Annotated in this window: 11 protein-coding genes and 1 pseudogene; 6 read left to right on the plus strand and 6 right to left on the minus strand. The window is 73.6% G+C overall.

What is annotated here, in order from left to right:
- Positions 1-190: 190 nt before the first annotated feature.
- Positions 191-664: pseudogene (locus ACIQKA_RS00665) on the plus strand (DoxX family protein); the annotation flags it as partial.
- On the opposite strand, the gene ACIQKA_RS00670 reads toward ACIQKA_RS00665, so the two are convergent.
- Entirely contained in the window at positions 574-834 is a 261-nt protein-coding gene (locus tag ACIQKA_RS00670) for a hypothetical protein (RefSeq protein WP_391093461.1), read from the minus strand. The pseudogene ACIQKA_RS00665 and the gene ACIQKA_RS00670 sit on opposite strands and share 91 nt — an antisense overlap.
- The gene (locus ACIQKA_RS00675; protein ID WP_383429380.1) at positions 821-2,164 is read right to left on the minus strand and encodes a PspC domain-containing protein; all 1,344 of its coding nucleotides are present in this window, start codon (positions 2,162-2,164) and stop codon (positions 821-823) included. The genes ACIQKA_RS00670 and ACIQKA_RS00675 overlap by 14 nt, the downstream gene beginning before the upstream one ends.
- Positions 2,165-2,320: 156 nt before the next feature.
- Here ACIQKA_RS00675 and ACIQKA_RS00680 point away from each other — a divergent pair, with 156 nt between their 5' ends.
- On the plus strand, positions 2,321-3,583 hold the full coding sequence (locus tag ACIQKA_RS00680; protein ID WP_383429382.1) for a PspC domain-containing protein: 1,263 nt from the start codon (positions 2,321-2,323) through the stop codon (positions 3,581-3,583).
- Complete coding sequence (locus ACIQKA_RS00685; RefSeq protein WP_383151239.1) at positions 3,580-4,311, plus strand: LuxR C-terminal-related transcriptional regulator; 732 nt, start codon at positions 3,580-3,582, stop codon at positions 4,309-4,311. The genes ACIQKA_RS00680 and ACIQKA_RS00685 overlap by 4 nt, the downstream gene beginning before the upstream one ends.
- A 284-nt stretch (positions 4,312-4,595) precedes the next feature.
- Here the strand turns inward: ACIQKA_RS00685 and ACIQKA_RS00690 are convergent, their stop codons facing one another.
- Positions 4,596-5,702, minus strand: a complete 1,107-nt coding sequence (locus tag ACIQKA_RS00690) for an NlpC/P60 family protein (protein WP_402539563.1) — start codon at positions 5,700-5,702, stop codon at positions 4,596-4,598.
- 472 nt (positions 5,703-6,174) lie between these two features.
- Here ACIQKA_RS00690 and ACIQKA_RS00695 point away from each other — a divergent pair, with 472 nt between their 5' ends.
- Positions 6,175-6,528 (plus strand): hypothetical protein, encoded by a 354-nt coding sequence (locus ACIQKA_RS00695; RefSeq protein ID WP_383151237.1) that lies wholly within the window; start codon positions 6,175-6,177, stop codon positions 6,526-6,528.
- Positions 6,529-6,640: 112 nt separating this feature from the next.
- Complete coding sequence (gene pcrA, locus ACIQKA_RS00700) at positions 6,641-9,088, plus strand: DNA helicase PcrA (protein WP_383429389.1); 2,448 nt, start codon at positions 6,641-6,643, stop codon at positions 9,086-9,088.
- A gap of 96 nt (positions 9,089-9,184) precedes the next feature.
- Here the strand turns inward: pcrA and ACIQKA_RS00705 are convergent, their stop codons facing one another.
- Entirely contained in the window at positions 9,185-10,828 is a 1,644-nt protein-coding gene (locus ACIQKA_RS00705) for a M23 family metallopeptidase (RefSeq protein ID WP_402539565.1), read from the minus strand.
- A gap of 303 nt (positions 10,829-11,131) precedes the next feature.
- Positions 11,132-11,932: an esterase/lipase family protein gene (locus tag ACIQKA_RS00710; protein WP_383441702.1), complete on the minus strand. Its 801-nt coding sequence runs from the start codon at positions 11,930-11,932 to the stop codon at positions 11,132-11,134.
- Positions 11,933-12,229: 297 nt separating this feature from the next.
- On the opposite strand from ACIQKA_RS00710, the gene ACIQKA_RS00715 reads away from it, so the two are divergent.
- Entirely contained in the window at positions 12,230-12,637 is a 408-nt protein-coding gene (locus ACIQKA_RS00715; protein WP_030209190.1) for a cobalamin B12-binding domain-containing protein, read from the plus strand.
- 18 nt (positions 12,638-12,655) lie between these two features.
- On the opposite strand, the gene ACIQKA_RS00720 is transcribed toward ACIQKA_RS00715, so the two are convergent.
- A complete protein-coding gene (locus tag ACIQKA_RS00720) occupies positions 12,656-14,407 on the minus strand; it encodes a DUF5691 domain-containing protein (protein WP_383429393.1) in 1,752 nt (583 codons plus the stop codon).
- Positions 14,408-14,477 lie beyond the last annotated feature (70 nt).

Genomic DNA, 14,477 nt, shown 5'->3' on the forward strand with positions numbered 1-14,477 from the left:
TGGCTTCGGCGACGGTGGTTTCGGCCGTGGTGACGGTGGTCCCGGCCGTGACGACGGCTTCGACCGTGGTGACGCTGGTCCCGGCAGCGGTGGCAGCCCCGGCCATGGCTTCGGTCGTGGTGATGACGGCCCCGGCCATGGTCGTGGTGACGGCTTCGGTCGTGGGCACGGTGGTTCCGGCGGCGAGGCCGACGGAACCGGTGCCTGGAAGGCCCTCGCCTCCCGCTACGCCCTCCTTCCCCTGCGGATCTTCCTCGGGATCACGTTCGTCTACGCCGGGCTCGACAAGCTCACCGACTCCGCCTTCTTCGCCGACACCGGCAGCGGGTCCATCGGGGAGACGATGCGCGGCGTCCGGGACGTCTCCGCCATCCCCGCCCTCGTCGACCTCGCCCTCAAGAATCCCGCCGGCTTCGGGTACGCCATCGCCTTCGGAGAACTCGCCGTCGGACTCGGGACCCTCTTCGGCCTCTTCGCCCGGGTGGCGGCGCTCGGGGGAGCGCTGATCTCGCTGAGCCTCTGGCTGACCGTGAGCTGGCAGGTGTCGCCGTACTACCTCGGCAACGACCTCGTCTATCTGATGTCCTGGCTGCCGCTGCTGCTCGCCGGGGCCTCGGTGCTCTCGCTGGACCGGCTCCTCGCCGAACGGCGCCGTATTCGATAGGAGACCCAGGTCGCGACGGCGGCCGTGCCCAGGCCGCCGCAGAGGACGGGGACCACCGCGTACCAGGCGGTCGTCCAGGCCCCGGCCGCGTCGCCCGCGTACAGGGCCGCCACGGCGAGGGCGGTGAGGCCGACGACCAGCCGGCCGGGGCGGAACTCATGAAGCAGCACGGATGACCTCCACCTGTCCGAGCGCGACCTCCAGGGAGAGGTCCAGGGTGCCCGCCGGGACGGTACCGGCCGGCGGTGCGAGCGTATGGGTCTCCCTGCGGTCCGGCGCGATGTCGATGTCGCCGGGTGGCTGCCCCGGCAGCCGCAGGTCGCCCAGCGACACCTTGGCGTCCAGCTTCACGACCGCGTCCTTCGGGACGATCACTTCGAGCTGTCCGGCGCCCACCTCGGCACGGGTGGTGACGGTCGTGCCGGCGGGGAGCGGGAGGCGCGACAGATCGAGCGTGCCGACCCCGCTGCCCAGCTCGTAGTGCGGCTGCACGGCGGCGACCGACGCGGGCGCCCAGGTCTCGCGGACCCAGTCCGTGGTGATCCGGTCGGGCAGTGCCGTGGTCAGGGCGAGCACGCCCGCCGTGAGCACGGTCATGAAGACCGTGCCGAACCCGGTCCGCCCGAGAAAACTGCTGACGACCAGTCCCAGGCCGAACACCGCGAGGGCGGCGGTCAGACCGATCTGCAGACTGGTGCCGAGCGGCTCGGTCTCCCAGGTCAGGCTCGTGCCGAGGCCGGCCGCCACCATCGCGAACAGGGAGACGAGGCCGCTGATGGAGAGTGGGCTCTTCCGGACGGAGGGCGTCGGACGGCCGGGCGCCGGGGCCGGGGAGCCCCACTGGCTGCCGGGCTTCGGCACCTCGCCGTTGACCTTGCCCTCCTCGTCCAGCACGCCGTGCGGACCCCACAGGTAGCCGACGGCCACCCTGCCCGTCGAGCCGTCCTTGACGATCGGGTCCTTCCACCAGGAGGTGTACACGATCAGCGGCGGGGCCTTCGTCTCGGGCGGGGCCTCGGCGACCGCGAGCGCCGCCGCCGTGTCCGTCCTCCCCTCGGTCTCGACCGCGCCCGTCTGTCTCCGCCGCGACCAGACCGCCGCCCCGCACGCCAAGAACGCCACCAGCAGCGAGGAGCCCAGCATCGATCCGCTGCGCAGCATCGACAGGAAGACCCCGCAACCGATCAGCGCCATCAGCAGGGCCGCGAGGGAGGAGCCGGAGACACGGCCGGTCAGCAGCCTGCGCCCTTCGTTGTCCTCCTCGCCCGCGAGCGGGATCAACAGCCACGCGAAGCCGTAGAAGATCAGCCCGAAGCCGCCCGTCACCGCCAGCACGCCGATCACGACGCGGAAGACCACCGGGTCGAGGTCGAAGTACCGGCCGAGACCGCCGCAGACACCGCCCACGACCTTGCTTCCGCGCGAGCGCCGCAGGGGCGCGGCGGAAGCGGCCTCCGCCGGCGGCGGGGCCTCGTGCTGCGAAGGCATCGAACTCGTCATGCCTCCATGGTGACGGCCCGTGACGCCGTACGGCACCGGGGGCGACCCTGGCCCGACCCTGATATTCGGAAGGCCCTCCTCCCCGAGTCCGTACCGGGGAAGATCTCAGGGCCGACCCTGATGCCCCGGGCAGGTCGGACGTGTGACGATCGGTCCATGTCCGCATCCGCTCGTGTCACCGAGACCGACGAACCGCCCCTGCGCAGGCTCTATCGAAGCGCCGACGGGCGGTGGCTCGGCGGTGTCGCACGCGGTCTCGCGGGACACCTCGGGCTGCCGGTCGTCTGGGTGCGCACGGCGTTCGCGGTCCTCGCCATGGCGGACGGCCTCGGCGCCGTGCTCTACGCGGCCTTCTGGATCGTCGTCCCGCTCGGCGTCGGCGGGCGGACCGCCCCGCGCCCGGTCTTCGAGACCACTCCGGACGGGCGCCGCAAGCTGCGCAAGCCCGAGCGCGGCCAGGTCTTCGCCCTCGCCGCGCTCGCCGTGAGCCTCGCGGTCGTCGCGGGGAACGCCAGCTTCGACGGCGAGACGGGACGCTACGTCTGGCCCGTCATCCTCACCGGCATCGGCGTCGCCGTCTTCTGGCGCCAGGCGGACAACGCCCGCCGGGCCAGCTGGACCGAACCCGGCCGGCACCGGCGCGCGTTCCAGCTCGCCCGGGGCCTCGTCGGCGTCGCCCTGGTCGGCACGGGACTCGCGGTCTTCGTGGTGGTCCGCGGCTCCGTCGCCCAGCTCGGCACGGCCCTCACCGCCGCCGTCGCCGTCCTCACCGGCATAGCCCTGCTCGCCGGCCCCTGGCTGGTCCGCATGTCGCAGGACCTCACGGAGGAGCGGACCATGCGCATCCGCGCCCAGGAGCGCGCCGAGGTCGCGGCCCACGTCCACGACTCGGTGCTGCACACCCTCACCCTGATCCAGCGCAACGCCGACGACCCGGGCGAGGTGCGCCGGCTCGCCCGAGCCCAGGAGCGGGAGCTGCGGAACTGGCTCTACAAGCCGGAGGGCACCGGCAGGGACGAGGAGCCCGAGACCCTCGCGGAGGCGGTCAAGAGGGCGGCGGCCGAGGTCGAGGACAAGCACGGCGTCCCGCTGGAGGTCGTCGTCGTCGGCGACTGCCCCCTCGACGAGGGACTGGTCGCACAGATACAGGCCGCGCGCGAGGCGATGGTCAACGCCGCCAAGTACGGTGGCGAGGGAGGGGCGGTGCAGGTGTTCGCGGAGGTGGACGGCCGCACGGTCTTCGTCTCGGTGCGGGACCGGGGGCCGGGCTTCGACCTGGACGACGTGCCGGAGGACCGGATGGGCGTACGAGAATCGATCATCGGCCGGATGCAGCGCAACGGCGGTACGGCCCGGCTGCGGTCACCGCAGGGCGGCGGCACCGAAGTGGAGCTCGAGATGGAGAGGGCGGACGGATGAGCGACGAGACCGGGGCAGCGACCGGGAGCGGGGCGGACGTGGACGCGGGGGCGGCGCCGGGCGCCGGGCGCCGGGTGCGGGTGGTGCTCGTCGACGACCACCGCATGTTCCGCACCGGGGTACAGGCCGAGATCGGCCGGACCGAGGTCACCGGCGTCGAGGTGGTCGGCGAGGCCGCCGACGTCGACCAGGCGGTCACGGTCATCACCGCGACCCGCCCCGAGGTCGTCCTGCTCGACGTGCACCTTCCGGGCGGCGGCGGGGTCGAGGTGCTGCGGCGCTGCGCGAGCCTGCTCGGCGCGCCCGAGGACCCGGTCCGCTTCCTGGCCCTTTCGGTGTCGGACGCGGCCGAGGACGTGATCGGGGTGATCCGGGGCGGCGCCCGCGGTTACGTCACCAAGACGATCACCGGCACCGACCTGGTCGACTCGATCTTCCGGGTCCAGGAGGGGGACGCCGTCTTCTCCCCCCGGCTCGCCGGCTTCGTCCTGGACGCCTTCGCCTCGACGGACGCGCCCCCGGTGGACGAGGACCTGGACCGGCTCACCCAGCGGGAGCGGGAGGTGCTGCGGCTGATCGCCCGAGGCTACGCGTACAAGGAGATCGCCAAGCAGCTCTACATCTCGGTGAAGACGGTCGAGTCGCACGTCTCGGCGGTCCTGCGGAAGCTCCAGCTCTCCAACCGCCACGAGCTGACCCGCTGGGCCACCGCCCGCCGCCTGGTCTGACCCCCGGCCCGGCCCGGGCTGCGGTCCATGCCGACGCGCCCGCCCCCGGTCCCCGGCCCCGGCTCACGACCCGTGGCCCGTGGCCCCGTCCCCGATCCCCGGCTCACGGCCCGTGGCCCCCGTGTCGCAACAGGGCTCCGCGTCGGAGCCGGGCCCCACACAGGAGCCGGACCTCGCACAGGGGCCGGACCTCGCACAGGCACCGGACCTCGCACAGAGATCGGACCTCGTCCAGGGACCCGACCTCGCCCAGGGACCGGGCTCCGCGCAGAGGCCGGGTCCCGTCAGCTCACGCGGGTGGCTCCGGCGAAGGGCATCTCGTCGATCGGTGCGACCCGGATCGGGGCGCCCGGGCGGGGGGCGTGGATCATCCGGTCGTCGCCGATGTAGAGCCCGACGTGGCTGATCCCGGAGTAGAAGAAGACCAGGTCGCCGGGGGCGAGCTGGGAGCGGGGGACCCGCTTGCCGGCGTTGATCTGGGTGTACGTGGTGCGGGGCAGGGAGACGCCGGCCGCGCGCCAGGCCGCCTGGGTGAGGCCCGAGCAGTCGTACCCGGACGGGCCCGTCGCCCCCCACACGTACGGCTTGCCGAGCTGGGCGCGGGCGAAGGAGATGGCCTGTGCGGCCCGGGAGTTGGGGGCGCCCACCGGTCCGCGCGCGCTGCCGGAGGAGCGGTCGGCCCGTGCGGGGGCCGAGGTGCCGGCCGGGTCGGTTCCGGCCGCCCGCGCCGAGGGGGCGGGGGCGTTCCGGGCGGCGGTGGCGGCCTCGTACCGGGCCCGTTCCTCGGCGGTCAGCCGGGCGAGCAGGGTCCTGGCCGCCTCCAGCTTGCCGAGGACGGCCGTCTTCTGGCGCCGCAGTTCGGCCTCGTGCCCGCGCAGGACGGCCAGCCGGTCGGCCGATTCGCCGCGCAGCTGCCCGATCGCGCCGAGTTCGCGCCGTACGGTCCGGATCGCGGCGGCCTGCCGGTCGCCGGCCTTCTCGGCGAACGCGGCCCGTGCCAGGTACTGGTCCGGGTCGGAGGTGAGGGCGAGCCGCAGCGCCGGGTCGAGTCCTCCGGAGCGGTACTGGGCGGCGGCCACGGCCCCGAGGGCGTCCCGCGCGTCGTTGAGGCGCTGGGTCCTGCGGGCGGCCTCGTCGCGCAGCCGGTCGAAGGCGGTGCGCGCCGCGTCCGCCTTCTCCTTCGCCCCGTTGTACCGCTCGGTCGCGACCCCGGCCTCCTCGTACAGCCGGTCGACCTGCGCCCTGACCTGGGCGGTGGTGGGCCGGGGGTCCGCGTGTCCGGATCCTTCGAAGAGCGTCGCCGTCGCCGCCGAGGCGAGGGCGAGGGTGGCGGCGGTGCGGACCGCCTGGCCGCCGAGGAGGGACGGGGTGGACTTTCGGTGCGATGCCACGAGGGCGGTTCACATCCTCTTCCCTGGGGGACGGTGTGCGCCGGGCCGGCGGCGGTCCGCACAGGGGGACGGGCCGCCGCCGGTTTTCTCGGCGGGGGTGACCGACGACCGCCGACCTGCCGGCGGTGGTGGGGAGCCGGTCACCTGGTGGAGGACGCTAGGCCCGGGGTCACGCCCGGACGACGGAATGACCGCTATTGGCGTCAGTTGACGGTTGAGGCACCGAACTCTTTCGCCGGGTGACGGGGTGCGGCCCTTCCGGCAGGCGTACGAACGTATCGGTGTGCCGGTGTGCCGATGTGCCGACGTACGGAGGGAGGGGCCGCGCGGGTGTGTCGCTGTATCGCGGTATCGCGGTACCGCCGTACCGAGGCATCGGCGCACGGGCATGTCGACGTACGGAAGCGCGGGTGGTCGAAGGGGCGGGACCCGCCCGGAAGGAGGGCGCGGAGGCCCGGTTAGGCTCCGCCCCATGGACGTACTCATCAATGTCTTCGTCGCCCTGCACGTCATCGGCATCGCCTCCCTCCTCGGCGGCTTCCTCACCCAGATGAAGGCGATGGGCGCCGGTACGGCCCGCTTCAGCCCCGCGATGCTGCACGGCGCGCTGACCATGCTGGTCACGGGCGTCGCGCTCGTCGGCCTGAACCAGGCCGACGACCAGACCGTGAACAACCTCAAGATCGGCATCAAGCTGGCGATCCTCGTCGTGATCCTCGGCCTCGTCTACGTCAAGCGGGACGACGAGAAGGTCGACAAGGGCCTCTTCGCCGCCGTCGGCGGCCTGACCACGGCGAACATCTTCATCGCGACCCTCTGGAACTGAGTCCCCGGACCGGTGCGCGGCCCCGGGTGTGACCCGTTCCGCAGTCCGGGGCACAGGTCGGCTCCCGAAGGCGGACCCGGATGTCGGCGGGGCGTCCTAGACTCGTGAGGCGATGAGCAGCCTCTTTGACGACAGCTTCCTGGCCGGTCTCCAGAACCACTCCTCGGAGGAGCCCCCGCCCCAGCCCGAGGACGACGAGCACGGCTCCCCGGTGCCGGAGGAGGTCCCGCACGACCTCTTCGGGGAGCACTTCGACGCGCCCCCGCCCCGGGACGCGTACTACCGCGACGGCGCCCCGCGCCCCGTCGTGGACCCCGCCGCGCTCCTGGACGGGCTGAACGAGCAGCAGCGCGCCGCCGTCGTGCACACCGGCACCCCGCTGCTCATCGTCGCCGGCGCCGGCTCCGGCAAGACCCGGGTGCTCACCCACCGCATCGCCCACCTCCTGGGCACGCGGCACGTCCACCCCGGCCAGATACTGGCGATCACCTTCACCAACAAGGCCGCCGGCGAGATGAAGGAGCGCGTCGAGCAGCTCGTCGGCCCGCGCGCCAACGCCATGTGGGTCATGACCTTCCACAGCGCGTGCGTCCGGATCCTGCGCCGCGAGTCGAAAAGGCTCGGCTTCACCTCCTCCTTCTCGATCTACGACGCCGCCGACTCCAAGCGCCTGATGGCCCTGGTCTGCCGCGACCTGGACCTCGACCCGAAGAAGTTCCCGCCGAAGTCGTTCAGCGCCAAGATCTCGAACCTCAAGAACGAGCTGATCGACGAGGAGAGCTTCGCCGACCAGGCGCAGGACGGATTCGAGAAGACGCTCGCCGAGGCGTACCGGATGTACCAGGCCCGGCTGCGCGAGGCCAACGCCCTGGACTTCGACGACATCATCATGACGACGGTCCACCTGCTCCAGGCGTTCCCCGACGTCGCCGAGCACTACCGCCGCCGCTTCCGCCACGTCCTCGTCGACGAGTACCAGGACACCAACCACGCCCAGTACACCCTGGTGCGCGAGCTGGTCGGCACCGGCTACGAGGACCTCGGCCCGGCCGAGCTGTGCGTGGTGGGCGACGCCGACCAGTCGATCTACGCCTTCCGGGGCGCCACCATCCGCAACATCCTCCAGTTCGAGGAGGACTACCCGGACGCGACCACGATCCTCCTGGAGCAGAACTACCGCTCCACGCAGACGATCCTCTCGGCCGCCAACGCCGTCATCGAGCGCAACGAGTCCCGCCGCCCCAAGAACCTGTGGACCAACGCGGGCGAGGGCGCGCGGATCACCGGCTACGTCGCGGACACCGAGCACGACGAGGCGCAGTTCGTCGCCGACGAGATCGACCGGCTCACGGACGCGGGCGAGGCCAAGGCAGGGGACGTCGCCGTCTTCTACCGGACCAACGCCCAGTCCCGCGTCTTCGAGGAGATCTTCATCCGCGTCGGCCTGCCGTACAAGGTCGTCGGCGGCGTGCGCTTCTACGAGCGCAAGGAGGTCCGGGACGTCCTCGCGTACCTGCGCGTCCTCGCCAATCCCGAGGACAACGTCCCGCTGCGCCGCATCCTCAACGTCCCCAAGCGGGGCATCGGCGAGCGCGCCGAGGCGATGATCGACGCCCTCTCGCTCCGCGAGCGGATCACCTTCCCGCAGGCCCTCAAGCGGGTCGACGAGGCGTACGGCATGGCCGCGCGCTCCGCGAACGCCGTCAAGCGCTTCAACGCGCTCATGGACGAGCTGCGCACCGTCGTCGAGTCCGGCGCCGGACCCGCCGTCGTCCTGGAGGCCGTCCTGGAGCGGACCGGCTACCTGGCCGAGCTCCAGGCCTCGACCGATCCGCAGGACGAGACCCGGATCGAGAACCTCCAGGAACTCGCCGCCGTCGCCCTGGAGTTCGAGCAGGAGCGGGGCGAGGAGCCCGCGACCCTCGCCGAGTTCCTGGAGCAGGTCGCCCTGGTCGCCGACTCGGACCAGATCCCCGACGAGGACGAGGAGGGCCGGGGCGTCATCACCCTCATGACGCTGCACACCGCCAAGGGCCTCGAATTCCCGGTGGTGTTCCTGACGGGCATGGAGGACGGCGTCTTCCCGCACATGCGCGCCCTCGGCCAGACGAAGGAGCTGGAGGAGGAGCGGCGCCTCGCGTACGTGGGCATCACGCGCGCGCGTGAGCGGCTCTACCTCACCCGCTCGGCGATGCGCAGCGCCTGGGGCCAGCCCTCGTACAACCCGGCCTCGCGCTTCCTGGAGGAGATCCCGCCCACGCACCTGGAGTGGAAGCGGACCGGTCCGATGGCGAAGCCCGCCGGGCCGACCTCGGGCATCACCTCCTCGCTCTCCTCCTCCCGCGCGCGCTCCGGCCCCTCGGGCTTCGCCACGCGGCGGGCCGGCGAGAAGCCGGTGATCTCGCTCCAGGTGGGCGACCGGGTCACGCACGACCAGTTCGGCCTCGGCACGGTCACGGCGGTGACCGGCACGGGCGCCGACGCCCAGGCGACGATCGACTTCGGCGACGACAAGCCGAAGCGGCTGCTGCTGCGGTACGCGCCGGTCGAGAAGCTGTAGCGGGCGCGCGGGTACGTACGCGGGCACGCGGGCACGCGGGCACGGAAGAGGGCCCCGACTCCGGTCGGGGCCCTCTTCCACGTGCCGGTGGAGCGATCAGCCCGTCGGGTCCAGGCCGTGGCTGCGCAGCCACGCCAGCGGGTCGATCGCGTAGCCGCCGCCCGGCCGGACCTCGAAGTGGAGGTGCGGGCCGGTGGAGTTGCCGGAGTCGCCCGAGTACGCGATGACCTCGCCGGCCTTCACGGAACCGGAGCGGATCTTGGCGCTGCTGAGGTGGCAGTACCAGGTCTCGGTGCCGTCCGGGGCGGTCACGATCACCATGTTGCCGTAGGCGCTGTTGAGCTGGGTGCGGACGGTGCCGTCCGTCGCGGCCATCACGGGCGTGCCGCTGAACACGGGGAAGTCGATGCCGGTGTGCACGGACATCCAGTTGACGCCCGACTGGCCGAAGCGCGCGCTGAGCCGGTGGAGCTTCACCGGCAGCGCGAACTTGGGGCGCATCGCCTCCTTGCGGATCGCCTCCTCCTCGCGCTTCTTCTTCTCGGCCTCCTGGCGGACCTTGAGGTCGATGCGCTCCTGGGCGCGGCTGGCGCGGCTGCCGAAGTCGCGGGCGTCGGTGGCGAGGGCGTCGAGCTGGGTGTTGAAGGCGTTGTTCGCGGCGACCGGCTTCACGGCGTCCGGGGCGGCGGCGAGCGCGGTCGTGTCGCCCTTCTTCTCGACCCCGGCGCCGGGGAGCCCGCCGACGGACGCGGCGGCGATGCCGGCGACCCCCATGACGCAGGCGGAGGGGACGGCGACGGTCAGCAGCGCGGACCGCTTGGCGGGAGTGCGGCGCCGGCCGCGACCGCCGCCGGAGGAACGGCGTGCGGGGCGGCCGGCGGAGGGAGCGTCGGTGCGGACCTCGACGGCGGGCTCGTCGCGGGGGCCGTCGTCGTACGGTTCCTCGTCGGCGCCGTGTTCAGCGGCCTCGTAGGAGGTCGCGGCGGACTCGAAGTCCTCGGCGTCTCCGGGCGTTTCGGCGCCCTCGGAGTCCTCGGCGCCGACGGTCGCCGCCTCGGGGGCGTAGTCGAAGGAGAACTCGGCGGTGTGTTCGGGGAGTTGCTCGGACTGCGGGGTGTACTGGTGGGGGACGACCGGCTCGGACTCCGGAGCGGCCTGGTTCCACGCGGTCGCGTCGTAGGCGCCGGTCTCGGTCGCGAAGGCCGGGGCGGCCCACTGGCCGGTGGTGTCGTAGGCCTCGTAGCCGTACGTGCCCTGGGCGGCGTACGCGCCGGAGTGGGCGGTCTCGTACGGGTCGGCGTGCCGGGCCTCGGTCCAGGCGGAGGCGTCCCACTGACCGGTCGTGTCGTAGGGGTCGCCCGCCCCGTACGGGACCGTCGTGTCGTACGGGACCGTCGTGTCGTACTGCGCCGCGCCGGTCTCGTAGGAGTCGGTCGTCGGGTAGGAGCCGGTCGCCCCGTAGGAAGCGGCTGTCCCGTAGGAGCCGCCGTCCTCGTGGACGGGCGTCCCGTGGGCGGGGGTTCCGACGTTCCACTGCCCCGTGGTGTCCCACTGGCCGGTCGCGTCGTACTGCCCGGTGGCGCCGGGGGTTCCGGCGGTGCCGTACTGACCGAGGTCCCACTGGCCGCTCTGGTCGGCCTGGCCGCCGGGGTACGTGCCGAACAGCGGGTCTGCGGCGAAACTGCCAGTGGTGTGGGCGTCGTCTCCGACGTACCCGGCGTGGGGGTGCTGGTCGTTCACCAACGTCTCTCTCGCCTCGGCAGCAGGACCAGTCCGGGGCGGGCCCGACGAGGGGTGTCCCGGGGGTAAGCAGTGGCGCGACTGTACCCGGCGGTATGCGCGGCGGACAATCTTCGTCGGGGTTTGCAGCCGTAGGAAACGGGCAATCGGTTGCGTTTCACCAGCTCGCGGAGACACCTTTGGCCTTGTGTTCGAGAGGCGTTCGAACAGGGGTGTCGCGTGGTCGGACGGCCCGCGTGTTGACGGCGGTGATGTCGTGTGACCGGACGATCGCGGGGCGTCGACGAAGCCGGCGGGCGTCCGTCAGGCGACGGAGGAAGCGCCCGGTTCCTCTGCCCGTCCGCCCGGGATCCCGGGCGCGTCGGCGTCGAGCGCCTCGCGGACCCCGGTGGCCACCGTCGGGTGCACGGGCAGCGCGAGATGGCCGATCCCGCTGACCCGCACGTTGTGCACCACCAGGTCCGGGTGGTCGAGGCGGGCGGTCTCCACCGGCACCATCACCTGGTCGAGGTCGCTCCAGAAGCTCACGAACCTGGTCCGGCAGCCGGGCGCGGGTCCGGCCAGCTCCCGCAGCACCTCGGAACCGGGCCGCATCTGCCGTACCAGCGGATGCGCGGCGGCGAGCCGGGCCATGGTCGTGCCCGCGTGCGGGGTGCCGAGCGTGACCAGGGTCCGCACCCGCGCGTCACCCCCGAGGCACTGCACGTAATAACGCGCGATCAGCCCGCCGAGGCTGTGCCCGACGACGTCGACCTCGGCGTGTCCCGTACGGGCGCGGATCTCGTCCACCCGGCGGCCGAGCAGCTCGGCGGCGGCCCGCAGGTCGCACGTGAGCGGGGAGTAGTTGAGCGACTCGATCCCGTCACGGCCGTGCCGGGCGAGGGAGCGGCGCAGCAGGACGAAGACGGAGCGGTTGTCCACGAAGCCGTGCAGGAGCAGGACGGGGCGCCTGCCCCGGGCGGGTCCCTCCGGCGGGGCGTCGGGCGGCGCGGGAGAGAGGCGCTCGGCCACGATCCCGGTGGGGTAGAGGACGAGATGGCCGGTGAGGATCGCCAGCTCGAGCGCGGTGGCCTTCATCAGGGCGGTGACCTTGCCGAACTCCATGGCCGGCCTCCCGAACGGCATGCGGGGCCGGACGGCCTGGCCGGTGCGCCGTGCCCCGCGCCGCACGGACGGCGGCACGGAGGCGCGGCGACCTCGTCGCGGCTCCCTTCGCGCCGGTCCCGCTGCGGCTGGCGGGCCCAGGAGGAGGGCCCCGAAGCGGGGACGGCGCGGAGCGAATGTCCCACGTGTGATTTCCCCCTCGCTCGCTGCCGCGAAACGGCCGCTTGCGGGATGCTGGGGATAACGTTCGTTCACCTCCCCGGCAAAGAAGCGCGGGGGTCGCATGTGGAGGCAGTGATGGGTGTGACCGGTCCGATCCGCGTGGTGGTCGCCAAGCCGGGTCTCGACGGCCACGATCGCGGGGCCAAGGTGATCGCGCGAGCGCTCCGGGACGCCGGCATGGAGGTCATCTACACCGGACTCCACCAGACGCCCGAGCAGATCGTCGACACGGCGATCCAGGAGGACGCCGACGCGATCGGCCTCTCGATCCTCTCGGGCGCGCACAACACGCTCTTCGTGAAGGTCCTGGAGCTCCTCAAGGACCGCGACGCGGAGGACATCAAGGTCTTCGGCGGCGGCATCATTCCGGAGGCGGACATCGCGCCGCTGAAGGAGAAGGGCGTGGCGGAGATCTTCACGCCGGGCGCGACGACGGCGTCCATCGTCGACTGGGTGAACGCGAACGTCCGCGTGGCCGCGTAGCGCGGGCCGCGCGGCGCTTCACCCCCCACCGTCCGGGGCCCTCCTCCGGGAGGGCCCTTCGCCGTCCGCGCGCCCTCGGGAGGGCGGTACGAGCTCGGCGCGGATCGACGCGCGCAGGCGGAGCGTGGAGACCAGGCGCTGGAAGGCCTCCGACCAGTAGCCGCCCGCGCCGGGGACGACGTCCCCCGCCTCGTCCGGACGGGCCGTCAGGGGTTCGAGGCGCCGGGCCGCCTCCGGGGCGAGGCAGCGCTCCGCGAGCCCCATCACCCCGCTGAAGCTCCACGGGTAGCCGCCCGCCTCCCGCGCGATGTCCAGGGCGTCGATCACCGCTTCGCCGAGCGGCTCCGCCCACGGCACGGCGCAGACCCCGAGCAGCTGGAACGCCTCCGACAGGCCGTGGGCCGCGACGAACCGGGCGACCCAGAGCGCCCGTTCCTCCGGGGACAGCATCGACAGGAGCCGGGCCCGCTCGGCGAGCGACGGGGTGCCGGGCCCCGTCGCGGGCGGGACCGCGGGCGAACCGAGCAGCGCCCGCGACCAGGCCGCGTCCCGCTGCCGCACGGCCGCCCGGCACCAGGCGGCGTGCAGCTCGTCCCGCCACCCGTCGGCGACCGGCAGGGCCACGATCTCCTCCGGACCGCGCCCCCCGAACCCGGCCGGCCAGCGGGAGAGCGGCGCGGACTCCACGATCCGGGCCAGCCACCAGGAGCGCTCGCCCCGGCCCGCCGGAGGGACCGCCACGACGCCGTCCCGCCGCATCGCCGCGTCGCACTCGTGCGGCGCCTCGACGCCGACCGTCGGCACGTCGGCCGTCCGGTCGAGGCCGACGCAGGTCAGGGCCCGGACCGCCATCCGGCCCGCGAGGGCGGAGGACGGCAGGGCGGAGAGGAGTTCGGCGGCGGTGGCGCGGACGTTCCGGCTGCGGTCGCCCAGGGCCTCCTCCAGGAACTCCTCGTCCGCGTCGGAGAGTCCGTCCCGAAGCGAGTCGAGGAACATCAGCCGGTCCTCGGCCCGCTCGGCGGCCCAGGTGGAGGCGAGGAGGGCGAGACCGGCGGCCGGATCGTCGTTCCGTACGGCGGTGAGCAGGGCGACCCGTTCGGCGAACAGGCCCTCCTCCCACAGGGTCCGCACCCCCTCCGCGTCCCGGAGCGACGGGAGGGAGCCGGCCGCGCCCGTGCCGCGGAGGGCGAACCGCCACTCCGGGTTGAGCCGGGCCAGCCACAGCCCGCGCGGTCCCGCGAACCGCAGGGCCGGGGGGCGCAGATCGGTGCGGGCCCGGGCCGCGTCGAGGAGCGCGGGCAGGGCGGCGGACGGCGCCTTGTAGCCGTGCTCCTCGGCGAGGGCCAGCCACTGGGGGAGCAACTCGGCGAGGTCGGGCGCGGTTCCGCGCCGCCCGGCGGGCGCGGGCGCGGTCCGGCCGGCGAGCAGCTGGTCGAGACGCCGCCGGGCGGCCTCGGGCAGCGGCGCGCGCGGGTCCTCGGGCGCGGGCTCCGGCGGGGGCGCCGCGGGCCCGGGGCGCAGCCCGGCCCTGCGCCGCACGGTGTGCAGCGCGGCGGCGTCGAGCAGCGCGCCCGCCGCCCCGCCGCCCGACACGCCACCGCCCTTCGCGTCGCCGTCTGCCGCGTCACCGCCCGTCACGGCGTCGCCCGCCGTGTGCGCGAGCCCGGCGGGTGTCCGTCGGTCCGTCCCGAGCAGCGCCGCGGTGACGAGCTCCTCCCAGAGCCGGTCGGAGGCGGGATCCGGAGCGGGCGTGGTCGTGGCGGTGTCCATCGGGCTCCTCCGGGCGGTCGGTGGCTGGTGGCCGGTGGCTGGTGACCGGCGGTCGATGGGTGTCGGTCGT

Origin of the sequence: Streptomyces sp. NPDC092045 (assembly GCF_044756005.1) — a bacterium.
Lineage (GTDB): Bacteria > Actinomycetota > Actinomycetes > Streptomycetales > Streptomycetaceae > Streptomyces.

What these genes read in the sequence shown, in the direction of transcription:
- ACIQKA_RS00720 (WP_383429393.1), bottom strand. Translation starts at nt 14,407, where the DNA reads ATGGACACCGCCACGACCACGCCCGCTCCGGATCCCGCCTCCGACCGG.
- pcrA (WP_383429389.1), top strand. Translation starts at nt 6,641, where the DNA reads ATGAGCAGCCTCTTTGACGACAGCTTCCTGGCCGGTCTCCAGAACCAC.
- ACIQKA_RS00680 (WP_383429382.1), top strand. Translation starts at nt 2,321, where the DNA reads ATGTCCGCATCCGCTCGTGTCACCGAGACCGACGAACCGCCCCTGCGC.
- ACIQKA_RS00695 (WP_383151237.1), top strand. Translation starts at nt 6,175, where the DNA reads ATGGACGTACTCATCAATGTCTTCGTCGCCCTGCACGTCATCGGCATC.
- ACIQKA_RS00675 (WP_383429380.1), bottom strand. Translation starts at nt 2,164, where the DNA reads ATGACGAGTTCGATGCCTTCGCAGCACGAGGCCCCGCCGCCGGCGGAG.
- ACIQKA_RS00710 (WP_383441702.1), bottom strand. Translation starts at nt 11,932, where the DNA reads ATGGAGTTCGGCAAGGTCACCGCCCTGATGAAGGCCACCGCGCTCGAG.
- ACIQKA_RS00715 (WP_030209190.1), top strand. Translation starts at nt 12,230, where the DNA reads ATGGGTGTGACCGGTCCGATCCGCGTGGTGGTCGCCAAGCCGGGTCTC.
- ACIQKA_RS00685 (WP_383151239.1), top strand. Translation starts at nt 3,580, where the DNA reads ATGAGCGACGAGACCGGGGCAGCGACCGGGAGCGGGGCGGACGTGGAC.